Here is a 25,065-nt window from a genome sequence, read left to right as displayed (position 1 = left end):
AGTCTGGCACCGTCAGCATTCGAGGCAACGTCCTTCAGCCGGCCGATCCGTCAGGTTCGCCCTTCTCGTTCAGCGGATGGCCACCCTTGATGCCTTGGACGATTCCCGATGGAAATGCCGACGTCGTATTGGAGCCTGCACTGGGCGCACCAGGTATCACCAGGCACGTGGTGTCCATCGCGACGCCCGGCAGGTTCGGCCAACCCCTATCCGAGTGATACTGGGCGAAAGCGTTGACCTCCATGTTGACCGTTCCCTGCCCGTCCGGGTCGGGCTCCACACGGTAGGCCGTCAGCTGTGCCATGGCGGCATTTTCGGGGTCGGCCGGCGACTTCTCGAGATTTACTTCAACACCCGACAGGGTCTGGGGTGCGCTTGCCGACGACATGGGCCTCGCCACAGAGCCGCAGTGGGCATAGGTCAGTACCCATCCGTTCTGCAGGGCCTTCCGTGTCTCTCGGGTGACAACGTCCAATGGATCGCCGTGTGTGAAAGACGCAGTCCTGACCACCGACTCACGTGAGACGTTGTTCAGCCCGTTGTACGAGGCGTGGTACGCCTTGGCGGGAGCAAGCCAGGCATCCGCCGTCAGCCGGGCAGATCGCGCCGAGTCAACACTGTTCGGCTCGAAAGTCTCGGGATGCTTAGGACACGACGCGGCCAAGACGAAAACCAGCAACAGCGCCGGTGAAAGTCGTAGGACCTTCACTTCGGGATCACCTCACCCCAGGGCCGATAGCGCGTTTCGCCACCGAACGATATTCGATTGTTGACGAAATCATCCTTCGGGATTGTCATCTTCTGTCCAGAAGAGGGCTCGTAGATTTCCAGTGAGTCGCCCTGCATTCCTGTCACCAAGACGATGTGCCCGTTCACTCCGCTGCCGACGAACAGCGGAACTGACTGACCGGACTGGACGGCCGCTGTGATCGCCTGATAGTCCCCAGACGGGCCCAGCGGATTAGCCACCTCGAATCGATACGCGCTGCCCGGGACACCAGGACCGCCGGGCTTGCCCATCTCATCCGCGGCGCCTCCCGGGGGCGTCCCCAACGACTCGGGCCAGGTCGTGCCCCAACCCGGGACGATCGCGTTGTTCGTCGAATCGTGCATCTTCTTGGCTTCATCCGCGAACTTGGATGTGACCTCCGCGCTGGTTATCGATTGTCCAGATTGTGGCGGTTCGGACCCGGTCGCGTCATATCCCGTGAGCATCTTCATCGCGTACACCGGATCGTTGATCATCTTGGCGACAACAAGCGAGGAAGACCCGCAGGTGGTGCCATCGGGTTGCGTCAGGACGCCCGGATGATTCTTCGCGTACTCCACCGGGTCAAGCTCACGCACCTGTTGATCGTCCATGAGCGCCAACTTGTCCGAGAAGCGTTGCAGCGTATTAATATCCCCGCCCCGCGCGAGGGCGGAGATGATCCAGTTCCGTCGGGCCTCATCCTTCGCGTTGTCGAGCATCGCTTGCGCCTTGGCGCGATCCTCGGGGCTCATCGCCGCCAGGTTGGCATCTGCACGCTCCTGCACGCCCGGCCGCAAACCAGTTCCGTCCTTATGACCATCCGGATCGTCCTTGACGCCGGACCAATTGTTGACCGAACCGATCGCACCTGCCGCTACGGAGGTGTGGTCGGGCAGCGTGATGCCCTCCACCGCTTTCCCGAGCTCACCCTTCGCGGTGTTCACCGCCTTGTCGGCGTCCCCATACGCGCCGGCGAGTTCTTCGACACCGTGCACGACATCGCCCACAAGCTTCCGGACATATGGGATGGCGTCCCACGGCGCCTTGGGGATGTTGCCCCAGTCGACGTCGTCCTTGAGCGAGGCGAATGCGTTATGCCACCGTTCCCGCGCCTTCTCCATCGACCCGCCAAACGTGTCGAGCGAGGCTGCCACCCCGGTAGCGGCCGGACCGATCGTCGTGGATCGTGTCTTGAAGTTCGCGATGCTGGTGCGCGCCTTATCCCCGGTCGTCTCACCGTACGGATCACCCGGCGTGCGCCCCCACACCGTTTCGGGGATCGTGTTCTGAGCCTGCTGAACATCGTTGGCGTGCCATTCCCCCATAGCGGGCGCCATTTCCCGCCAGCGAGCGGCTACCTCGCGCACGGTCGCCGGGTCCGGAGGAGGTGGCTCGGTGGCCACCGCGATGACCTTCCGGACAGCACTGACGACCTTGCGCGCTATCGGCCAGACCGTGCTCACGGTGATCTCGCCGATCTGTCGCAGGTCGGCGATTACCTGCTCCAGCTGTTTTTGCGTGTCACCCAGCGTCATCGCGCACCGGCCCTAGCTGAGCACCGGAAACTTGATTCCGGTGTCGCTGAGATTGCCCGCATTGCGCTGATCCATCTCGACAAGCGCCTTGGTGCACGACCGGATGTTCTGCGAGATCTCTTTTTGCACAGCGGTAACCGTGCTGAGCGCGCCGGATACCCGGCTCCGCGCGGCGTTCATGGCATCGCTCAGGTCACCGAGGTCCTTGCCCTCCGTGGCACGCAACTTTCCCTTCGCGAACTCGACGTGGGTATCCGTTGCGTCGAGTTGTGCCGCGCATTTCTCCGTAGCTACCGGGTCGATCTTCATGGGCTCCCCCTCCAGACATGCCCCTTCCGCATGTTAGCCCGGAACCGGTGGCCCAACCACCCCTTGGGGATAGACCACTTAGCGCGGCAGGGCAGCGGTGAGGTAGTTGCCCTGCTCGATGAGTTCGACGACGTCCTGCGGCAGATCCGGAATGTCGATTCCGTAAGCCGCGGCCAGTTCCAGCGCGTGCGCGCCGTGCACCGTCCACCCGCGCGCGGCGAACCACTCTGCGACGTCAGCCCGCTCTTCGTCGTAGAACAACGAACTGATGTCCACCTTCGACATGGGATGGCTATCGTCGGCGTACTTCTTCTGGACCTCACCCCACTTGGCGATATCGGGCCGTCCGCGCGTGGCTTCCACGGCGACCTGGCTGCCCGGCGCCGAGAGCGCGACAACCCGCTCGAACAGCAGATCCTGTGCCGCAGATGGCAGGTAGACGATCAGGCCCTCCGCCGACCACGCCGTCGGGGCCTCAGGGTCGAAGCCTGCGGCGAGTAGAGCGGCAGGCCAATCGTCGCGGAGGTCCACGATGACCTCACGCCGGTCACTCGTGGGGGTGGCGCCCTGTTCGGCCAGCACACGGTCCTTGAACTCCAGCACCTTGGGCTGATCCAACTCGAAGACCTTGGTGCCTTCCGGCCACGGCAACCGATGCGCCCGCACATCCAGCCCGGCAGCGAGGATCACTGCCTGCGTGCAGCCGGACTTGGTTGCGTTTACGAAGAATTCGTCGAAAAACCTGCTACGAAGACCGATCTGGCGAAATGCGGTCGTCGGGTTCAGCGCCTGGGCATCGGGATTGTCCAGCAGCCCAATCAGATGCGGCTCACCGGCGGCCCGCACGAAATGCTCCGCGTACTCGTCGCGCACCAGGGGATCAGGCTGCGCGTTCTCGACCGCGCGAGCCGCCGCGACTCCCAGGGCGGTGAACCCGACGCTCGACACAATGTCCCAGGAATCGCCCTCGCTGCGCGACCAGTCCTTGTCCTCGATATTGGTCATAACGTTCCTTTCAGGCAGGCAGTGTGCAGGTCAGGTAATGCATCGAACCGGCGAGCTCCCGGATGTCCTCGGGGACTTCCGGATACTGCACGCCATAGCGTTCTGCCAGATCAAACATGTCCACCCCCAGCGTGTTCCATCCTCGTGTGGAGAACCACTCGACGGGCGGTGTCTTCTCCTCGTCGTAGAACAGCTCGGTGATGTCGATCTTGCCGAAGGTGTCCTTCTCGGATCGGTACTTCTGCTCGACCTTGGCGAATTGACTCACGCCCAGCACGCCCGTGGGGCCCTCGATCGCGGCACGACTGCCGGGGGCCGACAACTCAACAATCCTCTCGAACAACAGTTCCTGCGCGACGGCAGGCAGATACGGCAGCAGTCCTTCGGCTGACCATGCGGTGGGCTGGCTGGGATCAAATCCAGCCTCCTTGAGCGCGGCCGGCCAGTCATCACGCAGGTCCACGGCCACCGCCCGACGATCACTGGTCGGCGCTGCGCCCTGCTCGGCATACACCCGGTCCTTGAAGGCCAAGACCTCTGGCTGATCCAGCTCGTAGACCGTGACCCCGGCGGGCCAGGGCAGCCGATGTGCCCGTGCGTCCAATCCGGCGGCAAGGATGACGGCTTGCCGGATGCCAGAGGCGGCGGCATCCAGGAAGAATTCATCGAAGAACCGGCTGCGCATACCCATCCCACGCAGATACTCGAACGGGGAGGCCCGTGGCACATCGCGTTTGGTGATCGTATCAATCAAATGCGGTTCTCCCGCTGCGAGTACGAAATGCTTGGCGAACGGGTCGACGATCAGCGCGTCCGGCCGCTCGCTCTCCACGGCACGCTGCGCACTGACCCCCAACGCGGTGTACCCCACGCTGGACACAATGTCCCAGGAATCCCCCTCGCTGCGCGACCAGTTCTTATCCTCGACGTCTGTCATGGCGTCCTCTCAGCTTATCCGGGTAGCGGTGAAAAACTTTGTACGCAGCAGTGTTTCGAATGATCGGGGTATTTCCCCGAACGGCCTGCCGTATCCCACGGCCGCCTCCACAAGGTCGATTCCCGCGACGGTCCAGCCTCTTTCAGCAAGCCACGCCGTGGTATCTCGCCGGGGATCGTCGTACCAGAGTTCGGAGACCTTCGGCTGACCAGGAGAATCTGCATGCGACGGCATGTCCCGCTCAAACTGTGCAATCTCCCCGGGCAAGGGACCCAGCTCGGCCGCGATCCGGCTTCCAGGAGCCGACAGCTCATGCAACTTCTCGAAAAGTGCGTCCTGTGCCACCCCGGGCAGGTAGGGCAACAGCCCTTCCAGAGCCCATGCGGTGGCCTGTTCGGGATCGAACCCGGCCCCCACCAACGCATTCGGCCAGTCATCACGCAGGTCGACGGCCACCGGCACCCGACCGGCCGCCGGACCAGCCTCCGCCCCGGCGAGTACTTGATCTTTGAATTCGAGAACCCGCGGTTGGTCCACCTCGAAGACGGTCGTACCCGTGGGCCAGGGCAATCGGTACGCACGGGCGTCTAATCCGGCGGCCAGAATGACCACTTGCCGCACCCCGGCTCCGGCCGCATCGGCAAAGAAGTTGTCGAAGAATCGCGTCCGCACGCCGACCCAACTGGCATTGGCACCGGCGAGGCCGCTGATGTCGCCAGCGGCCACGGCTTCGGCCAATTGCGGTTCGCCGGCGGCGGCAACGAACTTCTCGGCGTACTCGTCGTGTGCCAGTGGCGGATCCAGTTTCGCGTCGAGTGCTCGAGCGGCCGCGACCGCCAGCGCGGTGTAGCCGACGCTCGTGACGATGTCCCAGGTGTCTCCGTCGGTGCGCGCCATGGTCATGCCCCCAGAGATGCGGTGAAGTACCGGCTCTGCCCCATGGCATCCGTCAGCTCATGCTCACCGGCCAACGGAGCCCGGTTGTACCGCTTCAGCAGTTCACCCGCTGTGGTGGCCTCGACGGTCCAGCCGTGCCCGGTTAGCCACTGCGCCGGATCCTCGCGCTCGTCGGCGAACCAGAGGCTCGATGGGGGTGCGTCCTCCTCGACGATGCTCTTGAATATCCGGCGCAGTGCGCCGTCTTCGTTCTCCATCGCGCTCGACATCCGATCTGCCTGGGTACCGGGGGCACCGAAATCCTCTACGGCAACACGGCTTCCGGCCGCGGACAGCGTGACAATGCGCTGGAACAGCAGGTCTTGCGCGGTACCGGGCAGGAACGGAAGCAGCCCCTCGGCCAGCCAGGCCGTCGGCTGGGTGGCGTCGAAACCCGCCGCTGTGAGCGCCTCGGGCCAATCGTCGCGGAGGTCGACGTGCAGATCGTGGACGGTAGTCGTGGCCCGCACCCCGTGCTCGTCGAGAACCTGTTTCTTGAACTCGAGCACCTTCGGAAGGTCAAGCTCATAGACCGTGGTGCCCGGCGCCCAGGGCAGCCGATACCCGCGGACGTCGAGGCCCGCCGCCAGGATCACCGCCTGGCGCACACCCGCATTTCCCGCAGCCAGGAAGAACTCGTCGAAGTACTTCGTCCGCGCCCCCAGATAACTCGAGAACAGCTGCACGTCGGGCTCCTGGGCGACAGTGGGGTCCTCCAGGAGCTCGGAAAAGATCGGCGCCTCAGTCTTGGTCGCAGCCACAAAGTGCTGCGCATAGTCGTCCCGCGCAAGCGGCTCTGCCTTACGCGCCTCGACAGCACGCATGGCAGAGACGATGAGCGCAGTCGCGCCCACGCTCGTCACGATGTCCCAGGTGTCACCTTCGGTTCTGGCCACAGCAGTGTCTCCCATCAAACGCGCATGTCAGGTGTGCGTACATCTAAAAATGCAGGTCACGGGGTTTTACCCATGAAAAGTTTGCACAACTAACTACAGTACGCCGATTGACTGGGAGCGCCACTGATCCTTTTCGAGATGACAGATGCGAGAGGGCTACTTGCCCTTCCAGACGGGTGCACGCTTCTCGGCGAACGCCTGCGCGCCCTCCTTGGCATCCTCGGAGACGAAGATCGGCATGAGGATCTCGCCCTGCTTGGCGAAGGCTTCCTCAGGGGCCCAGCTTGCCGACTCGATGACAATGCGCTTGGTGGCTGCGACAGCTAGGGGCCCATTGGCGGTGATCTTGGCAGCCAACTCCAGCGCGGCCTCCAGTGCCTGACCATCGTCGACGAGCCGGTTGATGAATCCGTACCTGGCGGCATCCTCCGCGGTAAACGAGTCTCCGGTGAGCGCCAACTCCATGGCTACCTGGTACGGGATTCGCTTCGGCAGACGCAACAGGCCACCGGCGCCGGCCACCAGACCACGTTTGACCTCGGGGATGCCGAACTTTGCACTCCGGCCGGCCACCACCAGATCACAGGACAGCACGAGTTCAGTGCCGCCTGCCAGGGCGAAGCCCTCCACCGCGGCGATGATCGGCTTACGCGGCGGCACATTGGTGAAACCAAGGCCGCGCTCGGACAGTACCGCCTCGCCGCTTACGAATGCCTTGAGATCCATTCCCGCACAAAAATTTCCACCCGAGCCGGTGATGATGGCGACGGACAGGTCGTCGGAGGTGTCCAGCTGATCCGCCGCTGCGGCGAGCCCCTGGCTGACGGCCCTGTTTACCGCGTTACGCGCGTCCGGACGGTTGATGGTGATCAATAGGACACGGTCACGCTGTTCGATCAGGACTTCGTCGGCCATGACATTCCTCCAGGTGGTCGGTGAGTTTGTTTCTTGATGCTAGCTAGTAGCAGGAATCAGGCTGCGAGCCACCGAAAGTAGCCTCGGAACACCCTGGTCCAGCTCGGCGAAGAAGGGGTCGTCGGTGGTTCCGGCGAGATGGCGCTGATAGGACACCTCCAGCAAGGTGGCGAGCTTCCACCCACCCAGCACCTGGTAGTAGATCAAATCCTCTGGTGTCCAATAGCTTTGGTCGCCAGTTCGGGCTCCACGGTAGGCCTCGGCGATCTCGACGTGCGAGGGGCAACCCTCTTGCGCGGTCACCGAACCAGTGAGCTCCGACATGGCGACCTCCCCTCCCGGCTCGGGGGTCATGTACAGCAGATAACCCAGGTCCGCCAGTGGATCGCCGACGGTCGCCATCTCCCAATCCAGCACCGCGGTAATCCGCGCCGTGGCCGCGTCGACCAGCACGTTGTCCAGCTTGTAGTCGCCGTGCACGACGGCCGCGGGGCGGTCTCCCGGATAGTTCTGGGTGAGCCACGCGGTAATGGCCGTGTGATCCTCCAGATCACGGCCGGTGGGCAGCTCCTTGATGGACTCCCATTGCCCACCCCATGTCTTCAATTGTCGTGCTAAGTAACCTGATTCACGACCCAACTTGGCCTCCACCAACCGCATCGGGTCCGCATTGTGAATCTCGGCCAATGCGACCGCCAGATCGAGCACCAGCTCCCGGCGCGCCGTGCCGACGAACCACTCCGGCGAGACGTCCCTGATCACCTCTCCTTCCTGACGCTCCATCAAATAGAACGGGGCGCCGAAGATCTCCGCATCGGTGCTGGCCAGCGTCACGCGCGGAACCCGCACCTGGGCCGCGCTGAGCGCGTCGAGCACCCGGTACTCACGCATCACGTCGTGCGCACCGGCCTGCAGCCGTCCAAACGGTGGGCGCCGCATAATCCACTGCACACCAGAGCTTCCCGTGACCACATAGGTCAGATTCGAATGTCCGGCCGAGAGCCTCCGGACGCTGACCTCCTCCCCCAGCTCGCGGTTGAGGTACGCCAGCAGGCTCGCGGGAATGGCATCGGCGTCCAGCGACACGTCGCCGGCGGGGCCTTCGGGTGAAGCGGACACGTCCTTGTGCATGGGTCATGTTTACCTGACGGCACAAACGATCAGTGAGGGGCCGGGACATTCCTTAGCGGTTCGCGCTGCCAACTGGGCCGATGTCCCCCACTATTGGTGTCCAATGAACCTCTCTACCCGCCTCATCGTCATGAACTTCCTGCAGTTCTTCGTGTGGGGAGCCTGGCTGTTGACGCTCGGGGCGTACTGGTTCAACGCGAAGCACTGGTCGGGAGCGCACTTCGGGGCGGTCTTCTCCACCATGGGTATTGCCGCGATCCTGACGCCGCCGATCATGGGGGTGATTGCCGACAAATGGGTGAACGCCGAAAAGCTCTACGGGATCTTGCATCTGGGCGGAGCTGCAGCGCTGTTCAGCCTCCCCCAGGTGAACAGCCCCACGGTCTTCTTCTGGGTTCTGCTGCTCAACATGCTGTGTTACATGCCGTCGCTGTCCCTGGCCATCACCGTTGCCTTCAACGCCCTCAAGGATGCCGGCAAGGACACCGTCGTCAGCTTCCCGCCGATCCGCGTGTGGGGCACCGTCGGATTCATCGCCGCATTACATACGGTGAGCCTGCTGAAGCTGGAAACCTCGGCCGGCCAGTTCTACGTCGCCGGAACGGCGGCGCTGCTCCTGGGGCTCTACGCGTTCACGCTACCTAGCTGTCCCCCGAAGCTGGACCGCACGCGCAGCACCACATTCGCCGACAGATTCGGCCTCACTGCCTTCACCCTGTTCCGTCACCGCAATATGGCCGTCTTCTTCGTCTTCGCGATGCTGCTCGGCGGGGCGCTGCAACTCACCAATGCCTATGGCGACACGTTCCTGCACGACTTCGCCACCATCGACGAGTACAAGGGCCTCTTCACCGTCGAGCATCCAGCGATCATCATGTCCATCTCACAGATCTCCGAGACGCTGTTCATCCTGGCCATCCCATTTTTCTTGCGCCACTTTGGAATCAAGGGGGTCATGCTCATGAGCATGACCGCTTGGACATTGCGCTTCGGGCTGTTCGCCTATGGCAATCCCGGCGCCGGGCTCTGGATGATCGTGTTGTCCTGCATCGTCTACGGCATGGCCTTCGACTTCTTCAATGTCTCAGGCCAGCTGTTCGTCGAGGACCAGTGCGACCCCGCGATCCGGGCGAGCGCGCAGGGTCTGTTCATGTTGATGACCAATGGGGTCGGCGCCATGCTGGGCAGTCTCATTAGTGGAGCCGTCATCGAGTACTTCTTCACCTATCCGGATCAGAGCAAGGACTGGCATGGCATCTGGTTGAGCTTCGCCGCGTACTCGTTGGTGGTCACGATCGCGTTCTTCCTGCTGTTCCGCCACAAACCGGGCGAGAACGCCGTCAAAAACGCGCCCGCTACCGTGGGGGTGTGACGATCTCCAATGCTGAATCGACCGCCTCCCCCGCAGACAGCCCTGTGGAGGGCATCTGGAACTTCCGGGATGTCGGCGGCGCGGATTCACCCGTCACCCTCAGACCTGGAGTGCTGTTTCGGTCTTCTGAACTGAGCGGTCTGACCGCGGCGGGCGCCCAGACACTGCGCACTCTCGGCATCACTGATCTGTATGACCTGCGCAGCCCCACCGAGATTGCACGCACCGGTTCTGACCGGGTGGACGACGCAATCCGGGTACACGAGGTTCCCTTCGCCACCCCGGCTGCCGGGGAGGAGCGCGCTCCGCATGAAATCGCCTACCGGCAGATGATGATCACGAGCATGACTTCGGGCCGTGGCCCGGATCCGGCATCCCAAGTGGAGTTCATGCTGGCCGAGTACCGCCGGTTCGTCGAACTCCCCGGCACGCTCGTCGCCCTCAAGGCAGTTGCCAGCCAACTCGCCAGCGGTGCAACAGCTTTGGTGCACTGCGCGGCGGGCAAGGACCGTACCGGTCTTCTGATCGGGGTGTTGCTGCACACGGTAGGCATCGACTATGCCGATATCGCCGCGGACTACCTGCGCAGCAATGCGGCGATCGGCGCGATGCGGGCTCATATCTCGGCACAGATGGCTGCCGCCGAACCAGAGCTGGCGCAGACCATGGCCGCGATGCTCTCCGATGAGGTGCTCGGCGTTCGCGAGGAATACCTCGACACCGGATTCAGCGAAATCGCAAAGCTTTTCGGGTCACCCGAAGCGATGGTCACTGCTGCCGGAATCGACGGCGATGGCCTTGCAGCACTGCGGAAAGCACTGACCTAGAAGACGATTCAGAGCAGTACGGCACCCAGCCAGATGCCTGCCGATACCATCGCGCCCACCATCTCGATACCGATCGAGGTGGCGACCGCCTTCACAGCCGTGACGGTCGCGGCCCACGCCTGCTTCTGGCTGCTGCGGCGCAGGAATTCCGCGAGGTAGATACCGAGCACGAAGCCGATCACCAACCCAACCACCGGGATGACAAAGAACCCGATGATCGCCACGACGCCGCCCAGCACCAGGCTCAGCGTCGGCACTCCTGCCTCGCGCATGCGCGCAGCGGGCCATACGTATTTCACCACCGTGGTCACGACGGCCAGTGCCACCACAATGCCAAGGACCACCCAGGCTTTGGCGGTCGATTCGACGAGGGCCCACGCCCCGATGGAGAGCACCACCAACGTGGTTCCGGGAACCATCGGCACCACGATGCCGACCATCCCGATGGCTATCCCCAGGGCGACGAGTAGCAGCCCACCGACACTCATTAGAGGGGCGGCTAAGTCAGTTCGACATCGCTGGCAAGCCAGCGTCCGTCGACCTTCTCCATGGTTATCTGAACGCGGCTACGGTCCATGCGCGCATCCGGAACCGCCACATTGGACACTGCCTGATCGATGAACATGAGCACCTCGACCTTGTCGGGCGTCGCCGACTTCACCGCCGAATCGACCACAACACCCGTTGCCTTGGCCTTGTTCTCGATCATGACCTGGCGCAGCGTGGTGCTGGACTCGGAGTACTTCTGCTTGAAGTCACCGGTAGACCTGTCCAGCGTCTTGCTGGAACTCTCATCGAGTTTGGCGCTGTCCACGTTGATCATGACGTTGGCGAATTCCTGTGCCGCGGCCAGTGCCTCACGAGACGACCGCTCCTCGATGCGCTGCTCTTCGTAGAGCCGCCCGATGATGGCAGTCCCGGCGGCGATCGCAATGACCACCAATGCGGCCGCGGTCAAGGCCCAGTGGCGGGCCCCGAACCGCTTCGGGCTCTGTTCCTCTTCGTCGGGTTCGAGGCTGATGTCCTCGTCATCGACGTCCTTGGAATCCTTCGAGCCCTCGGCGTCCTTCGAATCCGTGGAGTCTTTCTCAGATGCGTCCGCATCGAGGTCAGCGACCTCTTCTGCTGCAGCTTCCGTTGCCTTGTCCGCCGAGGATTCGACCTTCTCCGCATCCGAGGTCACCGCAGACTCATCCGCGTTCTTGGCGTCCTTGCCGGCAACGTCATCTGCCATGGTTGTGCTCCTTGCGCGTGTTGCTTGGTACCGGTCCGAACGTACCTAGCGTCCGGTAGGTGGAGTATTACCGAAACCGGGTGGCGGCGCAGGTGCATCGGGAGGCAGAGGCGCATCCCCGGGAATCGGCAGAGGCCACTGCGGTCCACCATACGGCGTCGGAATACTCCACTTACCGCGCGGCGTCGGATCGGACACCTTGGACAGATCGGCGTTGGGCGGCGGGCCCGCGGTGTCGTCGTCGGCCGGACGCGGAGCGTTGCGAGCACCGCGCACCAGCATCGCCGGGTCCGGATTGGCACAGTACGTGGAGTACAGCGCCGGTTCGTAGAAGCTGGCATCCGAGACGGGCTTGCGCGGTGTCGCGTAATCACATGTGGGTCGCGGATACAGCAGGTCCGCGAGCGCCCAGATGGCGCCATCATGGAAGATCGTCGCCGCGCTCTCCAGCGCCGACCCACGCACCTCGGGTCCAGGGAACAGCGCGTTGAGCGCCGGGACGCGCACGTAGTTCAACTGAGCGACCGTCGCGAGATTGCCCAACAGCTGCACCATGGTGTCGGAGTTGTCGGTGAAGAGATTGTCCACGCTGTGCAACGTCTGCGGGGCGCGCCCGAGCAGCGTGCGGAAGCCGCCATCCATCTTCTTCAACCCGCCGAAGGTGCTGCCCAGCTGCTGGCCGGTCGCATCCAATCCCGCATTGAGGTCGACGAGCGTCGAGAAAGTCACCTTGCTCGACTTCAACAGGGTCACCGTCTCCGGCAACACACCATCCAGGGTCGTGATGAGGAAGGTGCCGCCATCGAAGATGTCGCCAAGCTTCTCCGGGCCTTGCGTGCTGACCCCGAGTTCCTTACGGATGGTGCTCAGCTTCTCGGTATCAAGCTGTGCCAGCAGCCCATCGGAATCGGCCAGCACCTGCGCCAGGGTTATCGGAGTGGTCGCCTGCCCCAGCGCGACCACGCTGTTGTTCTTCAGAAAAGGGCCGTCGTTCGTCGTCGGCCGGAAGTCGAGGTACTGCTCACCAGCGGGCGATAGTCCGGAAACCCGCACCTCGCTGTTGACCGGCAGCTTCACGGCACCGTCAATCGCCGCGGTCGCGACCACGCCGCCCTTCTCGAGATTGACGGACTGCACCCGGCCGATCGGCACTCCGCGCAGCGTCACTTCCTGATTCGGCAGCAGCCCACCGGATTCGTGCAGCTGCACCTTCACCTGGTACTTGGACTCGATCGGATTGACCTTCAGAGTCCCGAACATCACGTAACCGACGCAGATGACGAGGATGGCCACCAGGCCCACTACGGACAGCCATTTCCAGCTGCGCTTGAAGACATCGGACAGCGCAACCAGCCCTCGCGAGAGCGATTCCAGCAGACCGTGGGACTGGGTGGGTCCCGTCGCGGGGGCGGTCATCGGCCCGGTCCCGGTTCGGGCGCAGGTGCCGGCGCGGGAGCGGGCTCCGGGGCAGGCGGCATGGGCGGGTTCGGTCCCTGACCCACGACGCGTTCCTGCAACCGGTACAACGAGTACTTGAAGCTACCGACCAGATAACCCCAGTCGGCCTGCTTGGGGCCATGGAAGGTCGGATCGCCCTTGTATCCGGCGTCGGGCCAGTTACCCAGCGCGAGCTTGGCCATGTTCACATCGACGGCCAAGGCGCTACCCGCATTCGCCTTCACCAACACCGGAAGCAGCCGGTTCAAGGCGACCAGGCTGGTGTCAGGGCTCACGGCAATGTCGTTGAAGCCCCGCGCAATCGAGTTGAAATCGGCGATCATGCTGCGCGAGTCGGTGCCCTGGATCGACGGGAACTTCGCCAGCTGATCGGAGATGTGACCAGCGGTGTCGGCGAGATCTCCGACCTGGTCGGGATCAACAGCCTTCAACGCCGGCGCACCGGCCTCCAGTAGATCGTTGATGGTCTTCTCCCGAGCCGACAGTGTCGCGGCCAGCTGGGAAGTCCTGTCCAACGAGTTCTGAATCTGTGACGACCGGCCGTTGAGCGTGCCCATCAACTGATCGGACTGCTTCACGATCTCACCAAACACGATGCCGTTACTGCCATTACCGCCAGAAGACTTACCGAGCCCGTTCACCACGTGCGTCAGATTGCGGATGACGCCGCCGTTGACCAGCACGGCAGCGGAGGCCAGCACACCTTCGACGGTGGCCGCCGACGACGTGTTGTCCAGATCCAGCGTGCCGCCATCCTTGAGGAGCTGACCGGTGACCTTGGCAGGCGGAGTGACCGCCACGAACACATCACCCAATGGGGTGGCCGTGCGCAGTTGCGCCGTGGTTCCGACAGGCAACCGCACGCCTTCGCGGATACGCAGCTGGACTACCGCGACATAGTCGACGGCTTCCATCGACTCGACCTCGCCGACGTCGGCTCCGCCGAGACGCACCTTGGCCTTCGCGGGAAGGTTGAGCGCGTTGGCGAATCGCGCGGTCAGCTGGTAGGACTTCGAGCCCATGTTGGGGGCCGGAAGCGGCAGGCTGTCGAGTCCCGGTGGGGTGCACGCAGATACAGACAGCACACCGGCCGCGGCCAGCGCGGCGACTCTCAGCTTGGAAACCTTCAAGCGGCTCATCACTGCCCCATCCTGGCCATGCCGTCGAGCATGTAGGTCAGTCCGAAATCGGGTCCGTAATCGGCTGGGGTTCCGGTGCTGCAGCCGAGCTGCCGCAGACCCATCATGTTGCAGATCTCCTTGGTGAACTGGCTCTCGAAGAGCAGCTTGTCCAACAGCGGGTGCAGGCGGATCGACCCGTTCACCGGGTCGATGACTCGGTCCACGTTGTCGAGCGTCAGCGGCAGCAGATCCAGAGTTTCCTTGAGCTCGCGCTGGTTGTCGGTCAACGACTGCAAGGTGACATTGCCGTTTCCGACGAGACCCTTGATGACGTCGCGGTTCTTCTCGAGGAGTTCGGCGGTGCTCTTCAGCACCTCGTTGGCCTTGCGGCCGGTGTCCCCGGTGCCGAATCGCTCGGCGGCCAGCACGTCCGCCGTGCCGTGCACCGCGGAACCGAACTGACGAATCGCCTTGTCGTTCTCCCCCATCGCGTTCACCAGCGAGCTCACGCTCTTGATGATCGTGGTGAGCTGATCCTTGGTCTCGGCTCCGTCGGTGGTCATCTTCAATGCCTTCGACAGCTCATCGAGGGCGGTCTTGACCTGTTCACCGTTACCCGAAGCGGCTTGCGCGCCGATGCTGACCAGGTCAGCCGCCGGCCCACCGCCCTTTCCGTCGCCCTTCATCGCCGAGGCGAGCTTGTCGACAGTGGCCAGTACGCGGTCAAACCCCACGGGCGTGCGAGTGCGGTCGAGCGGAATGACATCGCCATCCTTGAGCACCGGGCCCTCGGTATACGGCGGACTCAACGCCACGTGCCGATCGGTGAGGACCGAGCTGGTGAAGGCGGCGGCAATGACATTCGCCGGTACCTTCACGTCCTTGTCGACGTTGAACTTGACCTCGACATACGTGCCCTTGGCCTCTACCGATTCGATGGCACCCACCGGCAAGCCGAGTACCTCGACCACATTGCCGACGAAAAGGCCAGAGCCTTCATCGAATTGGGCGGTAACGGAGATCTTGTCGTCCACCACACCGGCCTTGCGCAGCCCCAGGTAGCCACCAATCGCGGCGGCAATCACCAGCACCGAAACCACACCGATCATGAAGACGCGGCGCGCGGTGGACCCCTGCTGTGTCACGTTCACGCTCATGCGCAGTCCTTGAAGTACTCGAGCAGACCCCATTGCTCCGCGCGGCTGCTGATCGCGCACATCCAGTTGTCCACCACCAGACCGTTGGTCAGGTTGATGTTCATGGAGTACGCCGAACCGGTGGCATTGGTCAGGTTCCTCAGCGGGACGGGCAGGATCTGCAACAGGTTTCGTACGTAGTCGTCATGGTCGCTGGCCATCGCCGTGACTTCCCGCAGCTGCTGCAACAGTTTCTCGAATGCGGGCCGGTCCTTGACGACAACCTTGCTCAGCAGGTCGACCACCTTGGTGATCGAGGCCATCAGGCGCTGGAACGATGCCTTACGGGATACAAACTCTCCCAATAGGTCCCGCCCCTGGAAGACCAGGTGCCCGAGGTTGGCCTGTTGCCGATGCAACGTGGCGGTGACGGTGGACGCACTCTTGAGCAACTCGCCGATCTGCGTGCGGCGGGTGGAAACAATCCCCGAGAGTTCCTTCAGGTTCTTCATGGCCTCGGGCAGCGCCTCGGGCAGCCCCTCGAGCTGCTTGGCCAAGATGTCGATGGACTGCGCCAGCTTGGTCGTATCGACCTGTTCATAGGTGGCAGCGGTGTCCGCGAGCAGCGCCTGCAGGTCGTATGGCACCTCAGTGTGCGACAACGCGATTCGCTTGTTAGGAATGACCCCTGCACCGCGCGGCCGCAGCTCGACGTATCGCGAACCGAGCAGCGTGGTGGTCTTGATCGCGGCCTGGGTCTCGGCACCCAGCTTCACCTCGTCCCGAACGCGCATGTCGACGAGGACCTTGGTGCCATCGAGCACAACGCTTTTGACCTCGCCGACATCAACCCCGGCGACACTGACGTAGTCGCCCTTCTTGAGCTGTGCCGCCTGCGCGAACTCTGCCTTGTACCGGGTGTATCCGAAGCCGATCTGGCGGAACAGCAGCATCGACGCGATGATCGCCGTAACGACACCGACGGCGATCATGCCGATCCAGAACTTGCTGCGGTCTTCTAGCCTGCGTTCACGGGGGCTCATTCGATCCCTCGGCATTTCGGTGTGTACTTCGCGACACCACCGTGCGTGGCGTGCCGGACAATGGCGGGCACCAGGTCATTGAGGCCCGGGAAGAATCCGTTGATGTTCAGCTGGCAGGCATACGAATTGCCGTACGCACCGTCTTGCATCGTGCGGGCCAGTCCCTTCAGGAGCAGCGGCAGGTTGGAGCCCAGGAAGGCGAACTGGTCCTTGTTGGCAAGGATGTGCGCTGCAGTGCCCGGCTCGCGATAGACGAGCTCCTGCAACTGCGGGTACACGTTGTCGCCGATGGTCTGGATCCGGCTCACAACATGGGTGGCCGAACCGATGGACGAGACCAGGCTCTGGCGGCGGTTATCCAGCTCCCCGACGACGTTCTGGCTCTGCACCACGAGCTGGTCCAGATTGTCGTTCTGCTTGGCGACGTTCTCCAGAACCGTGTTGAGGTTCTCGATGAGCCCACCCAGCGACTGATCGCGCCCGGCAAAGGATTTCGTGATCTCGGTGGTCTGTGCCACCACATGGGCCAGCGCGCCCCGGTCACCGGCGAAGGCGTCGATGAGCCCGTTGGACAGGTTGTCCACCTGCTTCGGATCCAGCAGGGTGAACAGCGGCTCGAATCCGTTGAGCAGCGCGCCGACATCGAAGGACGGCTCCGTGCGCTCCACGGGAATCACGCTGCCTTCGGGCAGGCGCTCCGGGCTGCCGTCCAGACCACGAGAGAGCGAGATGTATCGCTGTCCGATGATGTTCTGGTAGGTGACCGAGACGATCGAATTGCCGTACAGGTTCTGGTTGCTCTTCACCCGGAACCTGAGCTTGGCCAGCGAGCCGTCCAGTTCGATCGAGTCGACGCGGCCCACACGCACACCCGCGATGCGCACGTCGTCGCCGACGCGCACACCCGTGACATCGGTGAAGATCGCGCTGTAGCTCTTTGTCGAGCCCGTGGTGTCGCGGCGCAGCGTGCCGTACACCAGAGTCGTCACGCCGATGGCGAACACGACGAATAGCGATAGTCCGATCACCGCGGCCCGGAAGTTCTTCATCGTCCGCCTCCCTCGACCGCATTGGGCTGTACCGAATCGCGGCTCACCGAAATCGTGGTCCCGCGAGCCACCGGGCCCAGCAGCAGCTGCTGCGAGGCGCTGGGATCTCCGCCCAGCGCCTTGCCGAGCTGCGCGCGCTCCATCGCGCTTCCGACCGGCCCGACGTTCCCACCGAAGGAAGCCGGTGCCACTCCGGCAGGTGCCGGGTTAGGTGGCGGGCCGAACGGCGGCAGCACCGGGTTGGCGGCCCGGTCGACTTCCTGTGGGTTGGGGCCCGTGCCGTGCAGCATGATGTCGGCTGCGGTCGGCGGGAAGATGGTTCCCGGGGGTGGCGCGATATCCGGCGGCGGCTTGTAGCTGCCCGGCTGCAGCACCTCGGGAATGTCGATCCACTGGCGGGTCTCCGGTGCGGTCGTGCAGCTGGGTCCGGCCAGCTCTCCATACCGCGGGCAGTCGTCGCGGACATAGGTCCACGCCGGGCTGAACGACAGGATCAGGTTCAGGCCCAGGACCTGACGGCCGGGATCCCAGCCGTTCTCGAAAATCGCGTCCGACAGCACCTTGATGCGCGATGCGATCGGCACGAACTGGCCCGAATGCTGCGCCAGGACACCGACAACGGGCGTCAGGTGCGTACCGATGCCGATCATCTGGTCGATGTGGTTATCGATGGCAGTCGATGCGGTGCCCGCGGTGTGCAAACCGGCCGAGAGCAGCCCCCGCACATCGGATTGCTTCTGGGCCAGGGTGCGCAGCGGCACCAGGGCGTTCTCCAGGTTGTCCAACAGTCGCGGTGAGGTGGTGCTGAGCGCCGCCGACACCTTCTCCAGCGCCGCGATCGTCGAGGGATCGTTCGGGCTGGCAGACACGATGGCGTTGAACTCGGTGAGGATGGATTGCAGCCGGGCGCCGGAGGTCAGCAGCTTGTCGCCGCGCCCCTGGGTGGCTTCGCCGAAGACCCCGATCAAGCCGATCGGTGCATCGCCGCGTTGCCGTTCGGTGGCGGCGAGCACCTGACGCAGCTTGTTCGTGGTGGTCTGGAACAGCACGGTCGGCAGCTTGGTGTCCTCAGTGATCACCGCACCGTCGCGCAGTGCGGCACCATCGCCGTTATCGACCAGCTGCACCGACGACACCGCGAACACGTTGCTCGGCACCACCCGCGCGGTGACCGTGCTCGGAATGCCGCTGGCGTGCTCGGACTTCAGGTCGATGTGCACGATATTCGGCTTGCCGTCTTCGGCCGGTGTCACCGACGTGACGGCGCCGACGAGCATGCCGCGGAATTTCACGTCGGCACGTTCTGGCAGACCGTCACCGACGTTCATCAGCTGCGCGTTGACCTTGACGGTGTCTTCCAGCAAGCCCTTGGACTTGGCGAGCAGTAGCCCGGTCACCAATCCCAGGATGGCCAGCACGGCGATGCCGGAGAGAAGCAGCGCGCGATCGGACCAGCCGCGGCCGCTCGATGAGAATGAACCACCACTCACGTCAACCACCGAACCTTGCGCCAGCGTCGACTCCCCACAACGCCATGGTGAGAAGCATGTTCACGATGATCACGACGGTGATGGCAGCACGCATCGCGTGTCCGGCGGCCACACCCACGCCCTCGGGTCCACCCGAGGCGTTGAATCCGAAGTAGCACTGGATGGTTGAGGCGATCCAGACGAAGACGACGGCCTTGATCACCGAGTAGACGATGTCGGTGCCGCTCAGCATCATCGTGAAGTAATGGTTGTAGGCACCGCCGATCGAGCCGCCGCTGGAGATCCCGACAAGCAGACGGCACGTGATGTAGCTGATGACCAGGCACAGCAGGTACAGCGGAACCACCGCCACGGTGGAAGCCATCAATCGGGTGGTGACCAGGTACGGGATGGGCCGGATCGCCAGCGCGTCCAGTGCGTCGATCTCCTCGTTGATGCGCTGAGCACCCAGCTGCGCGGTGAAGCGGCAACCGGCCTGCATCGCGAAGGCGAGGGCCGCCATCACCGGCGCCAACTCACGGGTCGACACCAAGGAGGAGATGAATCCCGTGGCCGGCCCCAAACCGATGATGTTCAGCAGGTTGTAGGCCTCGATACCGATCAGGGCACCGATCGTGGCACCCAACACAGCGGCCACGCCGACGGTTCCGCCACCGGTGACCAGCGAGCCATTACCCCAGGTGACGTCGGCCAGAAGCCGGAAGAACTCCTTGGAGTAGTAGCGCAGCGCGTTCGGGATGGACGCGATGGCCTCCACGAAGAACGCCAGCATGTGTCCGAGCCGCCGAATCGACTGGGCGATCCGATGCCCGGCATCGATGATCGGCTGGACGCCCTTGGGGCGGTATGTAGAGATAGTCATGACGCGCCCCTATATCCCATGCCTGGGGAAGACCATGACGTACACCTGGCTGACGAGCACGTTGATCAGCATGAGCACCAAGATCGACTCGACGACCGCGGCATTCACGGAGTTGGCGACACCGGCGGGACCACCCTTGGTGGTCAATCCCTTGTCACAGGCGACGATGGCGACGATGAGGCCGTAAAGGATCGCCTTGAGCAGCGCCAGGATCAGATCGTCGACCCGGGTGAACGACGCGAAGGTCGCGACGAAGCTTCCGGGTGCGCCGTGCTGAAAGTAGACGTTGAACAAATAGCTGGCCAGGAAGCCGACAAAGCAGGTAGTGCCCGTGAGGCCGACACCGACGAGAACCGCAGCGGCGACGCGTGGGACGACGAGCCGCCGAATCACCGAGACACCCATGACTTCCATGGCATCTATCTCTTCACGCATGGTTCGTGACCCCAGGTCCGCGGTGATGGCCGAGCCCACCGCGGAGGCCATCAGCACCGCGGCAACCAGCGAGGCGCCCTGACGCACGATCGCGACACCACTTGCCGCACCTGCCAACGAGGACGCACCGACCTGGCCCGCGAGCAGGGCGAACTGGATCGACAAGGTGACGCCGATCGGAATGGCCACCAACAGCGTCGGGACCACCGCGCTGCCCGCCATGAACGCACCCTGGTGGATGAATTCCTTCCACGGGAACGCGCGGTGGATGAGGTCCGAGAACATGTACTGCATCGCCCGTACACCGAGGACGATCTGGCTGCCTGCGGTTTCTACCGCCTGCACCGGGTGCTTGCGTACGTACTCCTTGAGGGCGCCGGATACGGCGTCACGAGACGGTGTTGCGGGGCGGCCGGTACCGGCCGTTTCGAAAGTGGTCATCACGCGCTCACGATCGAATGCACCGAATACCCCAGGGCAACACGTCCGTGTGCTGGCTGACCCACGTGATGCCCTCTCGTCCAAACCTCTCGGGCCCACCATCTTCGCTGGTCACAGAGAAAGCACGGCCCAAACTGAGCAGTAACATAACACCTGACTGACGTGATCTACACATCGTCGTAGATCACGGTGAGATTTTGGACACTCTGCTATATGCGCTGTCTAAACGATGGACAAATCGCAGGTCGCGATTTCATTGGGCGAGAATAGCTATCACACCGACTGGCGTGCAGTTTCTCACCCTTGTCACGGACCGGCCGAAATGAGCTGTGGCCCCGAGCCTCTAACGCGATATCCCGGTCGGCTAGGCGATAAAGCGCGAAATCGATTCGGCCACACAAGCCGGCTTGTCGACGCCTTCGATCTCGACGGTCGTCAAGATCGTCACGTCCACGGCGCCCGGCTTCTGTTCGACATGGGTCACCTCGGCCCGGGCACGCAGTCGCGATCCCACCAGGACCGGGTTGAGGAATCGAATCTTGTTGTACCCGTAATTGATCCCCATCGCGATGTTGTCGACCCGAATAAGCTGGAACTGAAACTGCGGCAATAGCGACAACGTGAGCAACCCATGGGCAATGGTGCCACCGAACGGACCATCAGCGGCTCGTTCGGTATCGACGTGAATCCATTGGTGGTCACCGGTGGCGTCGGCAAAGGTGTTGACCCGCTCCTGATCGACCACAAGCCAATCGGTGGCCCCGAGATCACCCACCGCGACGTCGGCAATTCCGTTGAACACCTTGGTGGTCACGGAACGAGGACCATCTTCCCGTAGACCTTTCCATCGGCGAAGTCCTGGAGCGCCTGACGGCCCTCCGACAGCGGTATCCGTGCGCTCACCGGCGGCCGCATGCCCTCGGCCACCAACTTCTCCAACCCCGCCTGGGTCTCATAGAGGTAATCCGTATGAGTGCGCAGGAATTCGCCCCAGGCCACACCGATCAGCGAGGCGTTGCGCAGCAGCAGCCGATTCACCTTGATTGTCGGTATCGCACCGGCCGCAAATCCGACGACCAACAGCCTGCCTTCGGAGGCCAGGGTGCGTACCGCGTCGTCAAAGGCGGGCCCACCGATGGGATCAACCACCATGTCGACACCGACACCGCCGGTCGCCTCTCGCACCGCCTTAGCCCAGCCATCCTCGAGGGGCAGGACGATATCGGCACCGACACTCTTGACGAATTCCGTTGCGGCGGTCCGGTTGACGACCGCGATCACCTTGGCCCCCAGGCCCTTGGCAATCTGGATGGCGGCAGTTCCGATACCACCGGCCGCACCGAGTACCAGCACCGTCTCCCCCGCACGCAGTTGTCCACGGCGGGCGTACGCGAAGTACATCGTGTGGTAGTTCGCGATGAGGGCGACGGCCTCGGCATCGTCTAGCTGCGGGGGCGTCGGAAGAATGTTGGATGGCGCCACTGCCACCCGTTCGGCATACCCGCCAATGAAATTGAAGGCCATCACCCGGTCACCGGGGTTGATCCCCGAACCCGCGGGTGCCGACCGCACGACCCCGGCGGTTTCGATACCTGGGACGAACGGAGGCTCCATTCGTAACTGGTACTCGCCCTTGGTCATCAGGTAGTCGGGAAAACAGACTCCCGCGGCCTTGACGTCGACGACCACGACGTTGTCACCGCGCGGCTCCTCGACATCGGTGTAGACCAGCCCCTCTGGGCCCGACAGCGACTGCGCCTGTACAGCTTTCATGCGAGCGAAGGAGGGCCGGCCTTGACCGCATTCGACAGATCCGCGATCTGCGACCACTTCTCGGCGACCTCGTCGACGGTGGGCGGGGTCTCGAAGTCCGCACCGGCGTTCTCGAACAGTGCGACGCGTTGCACCTTGCCGCCACCGACGACGAAAACCGAGCCGTTATCGGTGCTTTCCTCGGTGCACAGGTATCCGACAACCGGGGCGACGAAGGACGGTGGCAGCTTGTCCAGCACAGCCTCCGGGGCGATGTCGGCTGTCATCCGGGTGGCCGCGATCGGCGCGATCGCGTTGGAGTGGATGTTGTACTTGGCGCCCTCTAACGCGAGGGTGTTGATGAGCCCAACGAGTCCCAGCTTCGCGGCGCTGTAGTTGGCCTGCCCGAAGTTGCCGAACAGACCACTGGTCGAGGTGGCGACCACGATGCGGCCGTAACCCTGCTCGCGGAAATGCGGCCATGCGGCGCGGGTGATGTTGTATCCGCCGTACAGGTGAACCTGTTGCACCGCATGCCAACTGTCATAGGTCATCTTGTGGAAAGTGCCGTCTCGCAGGATGCCGGCGTTGCTGACCACACCGTGGATGGCGCCGAACTCTTCGACCGCGGTCTTGACGATGTTGGCGGCGCCCTCTTCGGTAGCGACACTGTCGTAGTTGGCAACGGCGCGGCCCCCGGCCGCCTTGATCTCATCAACCACGCTATCGGCCATGGCGGACCCGGCACCGGATCCGTCTCGGGCACCACCTAAGTCGTTGACGACCACCGAGGCGCCCTCGCCGGCGAGGGTGAGGGCGTACTCACGGCCCAGGCCTCCACCGGCTCCGGTCACGACAATTACCCGGTCTTGCACTCCCGGCATGCAGAACTCCTAATTCACTTGGCACTTCATTGGGTTGCTGAATGATATGGAGGACGAAAACTACAACTACATAAGCTTTTTCATCAGCTTAAGGTTCTTCTCCAGGTACGGCGGGTACGGAAGCTTGAGGTCCATCTTGGTGCTCTTGTACAGAGTCGACTTGAGGTGACTGAACTCGTCGAATCCGGCCTTGCCGTGGTAGGCGCCCATACCGCTGGCACCGACTCCGCCGAAGGGCAGGTTCGGGATGACGGCGTGGTACAGCAGATGATTGATCACGGTGCCACCCGCGGGCACGTCGTCGATGAATCGGTTGCCGATGCGCTTCGACTCCGTAAAGGCATAGGCTGCCAGCGGCTTTGGCCGCGAATTGATGAAGTCGATGGCGTCGTCAAGGGTGTCCGCCGTCAGCACCGGAAGGATCGGGCCGAAGATCTCGTTCTGCATGAGCGGCTCGTCAGCGCTGGGATCAACAACGATCGTCGGCTCAATGGTCAGCGCGGACGCGTCGGAGGCACCGCCGGTGGCGACCTCTCCTTCGGTCGCGGCCAAGTAGCCCACCAAGCGATCGAACTGGCGCTGGTTCACCACGCGCAGTCCCTTGGATTCCTTGTCCGCCTGGAAATCTGCCCATGCCGCGGTGATCTTCTCGACCAGCTCATCGCGAACCGCCGGGTCCACCAGGACATAGTCGGGAGCCAGACACACCTGACCGGAGTTGAGGCCCTTCATGTATCCGATGCGGCGGGCGGCCACTTCGATGTTGGCATCGGCGGCGACGTAGACCGGCGACTTGCCACCCAATTCCAGTGCGACCGGTGTCAGGTGTTGTGCGGCGCCTTCCAGAATGCGCTTGCCGATCTCGGTGCCGCCGGTGAACAGAGCCTTGTCAAAACCCTGCGCCAGCAGTTCCTGTGTCACCGACCCGTCGCCCTCGACAACAGCAACGGCGTGCGGGTCGAGGTACTGCGGAATGAGTTTGGCCATCAACGCCGAGGAAGCGGGCGCGATCTCCGAAGGCTTGATGGCCACGGTGTTGCCAGCGGCCAACGCACCGACCACGGGACCCAGCGTCAGATACAGCGGGAAGTTCCACGCACCGATGACGAGCACTGTGCCGTAGGGCTCCGGTACCGACCATGCCTTGGCCGGTTGCTGTGCCAACGGAAGACCCCGTACCCGCTTGCGTCGCATCCAGCGCCGCAGGTTCTTGCGCGCATAGACCACCTCGACAACCGACCCGACCACGTCGGCGATCCAGGCCTCGGCCGACGAGCGACCCAAGTCCTCGTGCAATGCGGTGGCGATCGCCGCCTCGTTCTCGGAGAAAAGTCGCTCCAAGCCGACGAGCTGCGCCTTGCGCCAGTGGTACTCGCGGGTCCGGCCTGTTGCGAACGTCTCCCGCAGGCCCCGGACGATCCCCGGAATGCGGGAAGGCTCGGACGCAGCGTGCTGGTCGGCAGGCGTAGAGATCTCGGTGGTCATATCCGTTCCTCTCGATGGCACGCTCATCAGTGAGTGCATCTACGCAGGTCACGTACGCGCA

The 25,065-nt window shown here is 63.4% G+C and carries 25 protein-coding genes; 2 read left to right on the top strand and 23 right to left on the bottom strand.

The annotated features are described in order from the left end of the window. Window positions 1-34 precede the first annotated feature (34 nt). The 9 genes from AOT83_RS07840 to AOT83_RS07800 form a co-directional block, all read right to left on the bottom strand. The gene (locus tag AOT83_RS07840; RefSeq protein WP_057965543.1) at window positions 35-709 is read right to left on the bottom strand and encodes a hypothetical protein; all 675 of its coding nucleotides are present in this window, start codon (window positions 707-709) and stop codon (window positions 35-37) included. Beyond that, window positions 706-2,286, bottom strand: a complete 1,581-nt coding sequence (locus AOT83_RS07835; protein ID WP_057965544.1) for a hypothetical protein — start codon at window positions 2,284-2,286, stop codon at window positions 706-708. Before AOT83_RS07835 ends, AOT83_RS07840 begins: the two co-directional genes overlap by 4 nt. Window positions 2,287-2,298: 12 nt before the next feature. Next, window positions 2,299-2,595: a hypothetical protein gene (locus tag AOT83_RS07830; protein WP_057965545.1), complete on the bottom strand. Its 297-nt coding sequence runs from the start codon at window positions 2,593-2,595 to the stop codon at window positions 2,299-2,301. Window positions 2,596-2,673: 78 nt separating this feature from the next. Further along, complete coding sequence (locus tag AOT83_RS07825; protein WP_057965546.1) at window positions 2,674-3,600, bottom strand: class I SAM-dependent methyltransferase; 927 nt, start codon at window positions 3,598-3,600, stop codon at window positions 2,674-2,676. Between the two features lie 10 nt (window positions 3,601-3,610). After that, window positions 3,611-4,537, bottom strand: coding sequence for a class I SAM-dependent methyltransferase (locus AOT83_RS07820; protein WP_030097422.1), 927 nt, complete (start codon window positions 4,535-4,537; stop codon window positions 3,611-3,613). Between the two features lie 9 nt (window positions 4,538-4,546). Beyond that, a complete protein-coding gene (locus tag AOT83_RS07815; RefSeq protein WP_057965547.1) occupies window positions 4,547-5,434 on the bottom strand; it encodes an SAM-dependent methyltransferase in 888 nt (295 codons plus the stop codon). Between the two features lie 2 nt (window positions 5,435-5,436). Then, complete coding sequence (locus AOT83_RS07810; protein WP_057965548.1) at window positions 5,437-6,369, bottom strand: class I SAM-dependent methyltransferase; 933 nt, start codon at window positions 6,367-6,369, stop codon at window positions 5,437-5,439. Window positions 6,370-6,525: 156 nt separating this feature from the next. Further along, window positions 6,526-7,284, bottom strand: a complete 759-nt coding sequence (locus AOT83_RS07805) for a crotonase/enoyl-CoA hydratase family protein (RefSeq protein ID WP_057965549.1) — start codon at window positions 7,282-7,284, stop codon at window positions 6,526-6,528. Between the two features lie 39 nt (window positions 7,285-7,323). Further along, window positions 7,324-8,415: a phosphotransferase family protein gene (locus AOT83_RS07800; protein WP_030097426.1), complete on the bottom strand. Its 1,092-nt coding sequence runs from the start codon at window positions 8,413-8,415 to the stop codon at window positions 7,324-7,326. 103 nt (window positions 8,416-8,518) lie between these two features. On the opposite strand from AOT83_RS07800, the gene AOT83_RS07795 reads away from it, so the two are divergent. Further along, a complete protein-coding gene (locus AOT83_RS07795; protein ID WP_057965550.1) occupies window positions 8,519-9,787 on the top strand; it encodes a nucleoside permease in 1,269 nt (422 codons plus the stop codon). Continuing rightward, the gene (locus AOT83_RS07790) at window positions 9,784-10,614 is read left to right on the top strand and encodes a tyrosine-protein phosphatase (RefSeq protein ID WP_030097428.1); all 831 of its coding nucleotides are present in this window, start codon (window positions 9,784-9,786) and stop codon (window positions 10,612-10,614) included. The genes AOT83_RS07795 and AOT83_RS07790 overlap by 4 nt, the downstream gene beginning before the upstream one ends. An 8-nt stretch (window positions 10,615-10,622) precedes the next feature. On the opposite strand, the gene AOT83_RS07785 is transcribed toward AOT83_RS07790, so the two are convergent. The 14 genes from AOT83_RS07785 to AOT83_RS07720 form a co-directional block, all read right to left on the bottom strand. Beyond that, window positions 10,623-11,102 carry a DUF456 domain-containing protein gene (locus AOT83_RS07785; protein ID WP_057965551.1) on the bottom strand — a complete coding sequence of 160 codons (480 nt, stop codon included), beginning with the start codon at window positions 11,100-11,102 and terminating at the stop codon, window positions 10,623-10,625. Window positions 11,103-11,113: 11 nt separating this feature from the next. Further along, window positions 11,114-11,848 carry a hypothetical protein gene (locus AOT83_RS07780; RefSeq protein ID WP_057965552.1) on the bottom strand — a complete coding sequence of 245 codons (735 nt, stop codon included), beginning with the start codon at window positions 11,846-11,848 and terminating at the stop codon, window positions 11,114-11,116. 45 nt (window positions 11,849-11,893) lie between these two features. Beyond that, window positions 11,894-13,264, bottom strand: a complete 1,371-nt coding sequence (locus AOT83_RS07775) for an MlaD family protein (RefSeq protein WP_030097431.1) — start codon at window positions 13,262-13,264, stop codon at window positions 11,894-11,896. After that, on the bottom strand, window positions 13,261-14,445 hold the full coding sequence (locus AOT83_RS07770; protein ID WP_030097432.1) for an MlaD family protein: 1,185 nt from the start codon (window positions 14,443-14,445) through the stop codon (window positions 13,261-13,263). The genes AOT83_RS07775 and AOT83_RS07770 overlap by 4 nt, the downstream gene beginning before the upstream one ends. Next, a complete protein-coding gene (locus AOT83_RS07765; RefSeq protein WP_057965553.1) occupies window positions 14,445-15,584 on the bottom strand; it encodes an MCE family protein in 1,140 nt (379 codons plus the stop codon). Before AOT83_RS07765 ends, AOT83_RS07770 begins: the two co-directional genes overlap by 1 nt. Then, window positions 15,581-16,606: an MCE family protein gene (locus AOT83_RS07760; protein WP_030097434.1), complete on the bottom strand. Its 1,026-nt coding sequence runs from the start codon at window positions 16,604-16,606 to the stop codon at window positions 15,581-15,583. Before AOT83_RS07760 ends, AOT83_RS07765 begins: the two co-directional genes overlap by 4 nt. Next, complete coding sequence (locus tag AOT83_RS07755; protein WP_057965554.1) at window positions 16,603-17,655, bottom strand: MlaD family protein; 1,053 nt, start codon at window positions 17,653-17,655, stop codon at window positions 16,603-16,605. Before AOT83_RS07755 ends, AOT83_RS07760 begins: the two co-directional genes overlap by 4 nt. Continuing rightward, a complete protein-coding gene (locus AOT83_RS07750) occupies window positions 17,652-19,145 on the bottom strand; it encodes an MCE family protein (RefSeq protein WP_030097436.1) in 1,494 nt (497 codons plus the stop codon). Before AOT83_RS07750 ends, AOT83_RS07755 begins: the two co-directional genes overlap by 4 nt. A 1-nt stretch (window position 19,146) precedes the next feature. Then, on the bottom strand, window positions 19,147-20,007 hold the full coding sequence (locus tag AOT83_RS07745) for an ABC transporter permease (RefSeq protein WP_057965555.1): 861 nt from the start codon (window positions 20,005-20,007) through the stop codon (window positions 19,147-19,149). 9 nt (window positions 20,008-20,016) lie between these two features. Further along, complete coding sequence (locus tag AOT83_RS07740; protein ID WP_057965556.1) at window positions 20,017-20,883, bottom strand: ABC transporter permease; 867 nt, start codon at window positions 20,881-20,883, stop codon at window positions 20,017-20,019. A gap of 364 nt (window positions 20,884-21,247) precedes the next feature. Then, the gene (locus tag AOT83_RS07735) at window positions 21,248-21,697 is read right to left on the bottom strand and encodes a MaoC family dehydratase (RefSeq protein ID WP_030097439.1); all 450 of its coding nucleotides are present in this window, start codon (window positions 21,695-21,697) and stop codon (window positions 21,248-21,250) included. Beyond that, entirely contained in the window at window positions 21,694-22,656 is a 963-nt protein-coding gene (locus tag AOT83_RS07730; protein WP_030097440.1) for an NADPH:quinone oxidoreductase family protein, read from the bottom strand. Before AOT83_RS07730 ends, AOT83_RS07735 begins: the two co-directional genes overlap by 4 nt. After that, window positions 22,653-23,519, bottom strand: coding sequence for an SDR family oxidoreductase (locus AOT83_RS07725; protein WP_057965557.1), 867 nt, complete (start codon window positions 23,517-23,519; stop codon window positions 22,653-22,655). Before AOT83_RS07725 ends, AOT83_RS07730 begins: the two co-directional genes overlap by 4 nt. Before the next feature lie 66 nt (window positions 23,520-23,585). Further along, window positions 23,586-25,004 carry an aldehyde dehydrogenase family protein gene (locus tag AOT83_RS07720; RefSeq protein ID WP_030097442.1) on the bottom strand — a complete coding sequence of 473 codons (1,419 nt, stop codon included), beginning with the start codon at window positions 25,002-25,004 and terminating at the stop codon, window positions 23,586-23,588. Window positions 25,005-25,065 lie beyond the last annotated feature (61 nt).

The organism is Mycobacteroides sp. H001, assembly GCF_001440005.1.
Classification (GTDB): domain Bacteria; phylum Actinomycetota; class Actinomycetes; order Mycobacteriales; family Mycobacteriaceae; genus Mycobacterium; species Mycobacterium gwanakae.
The sequence above is the reverse complement of the archived record's forward strand: the minus strand, read 5'-3'. Positions and strand labels throughout refer to the sequence as shown.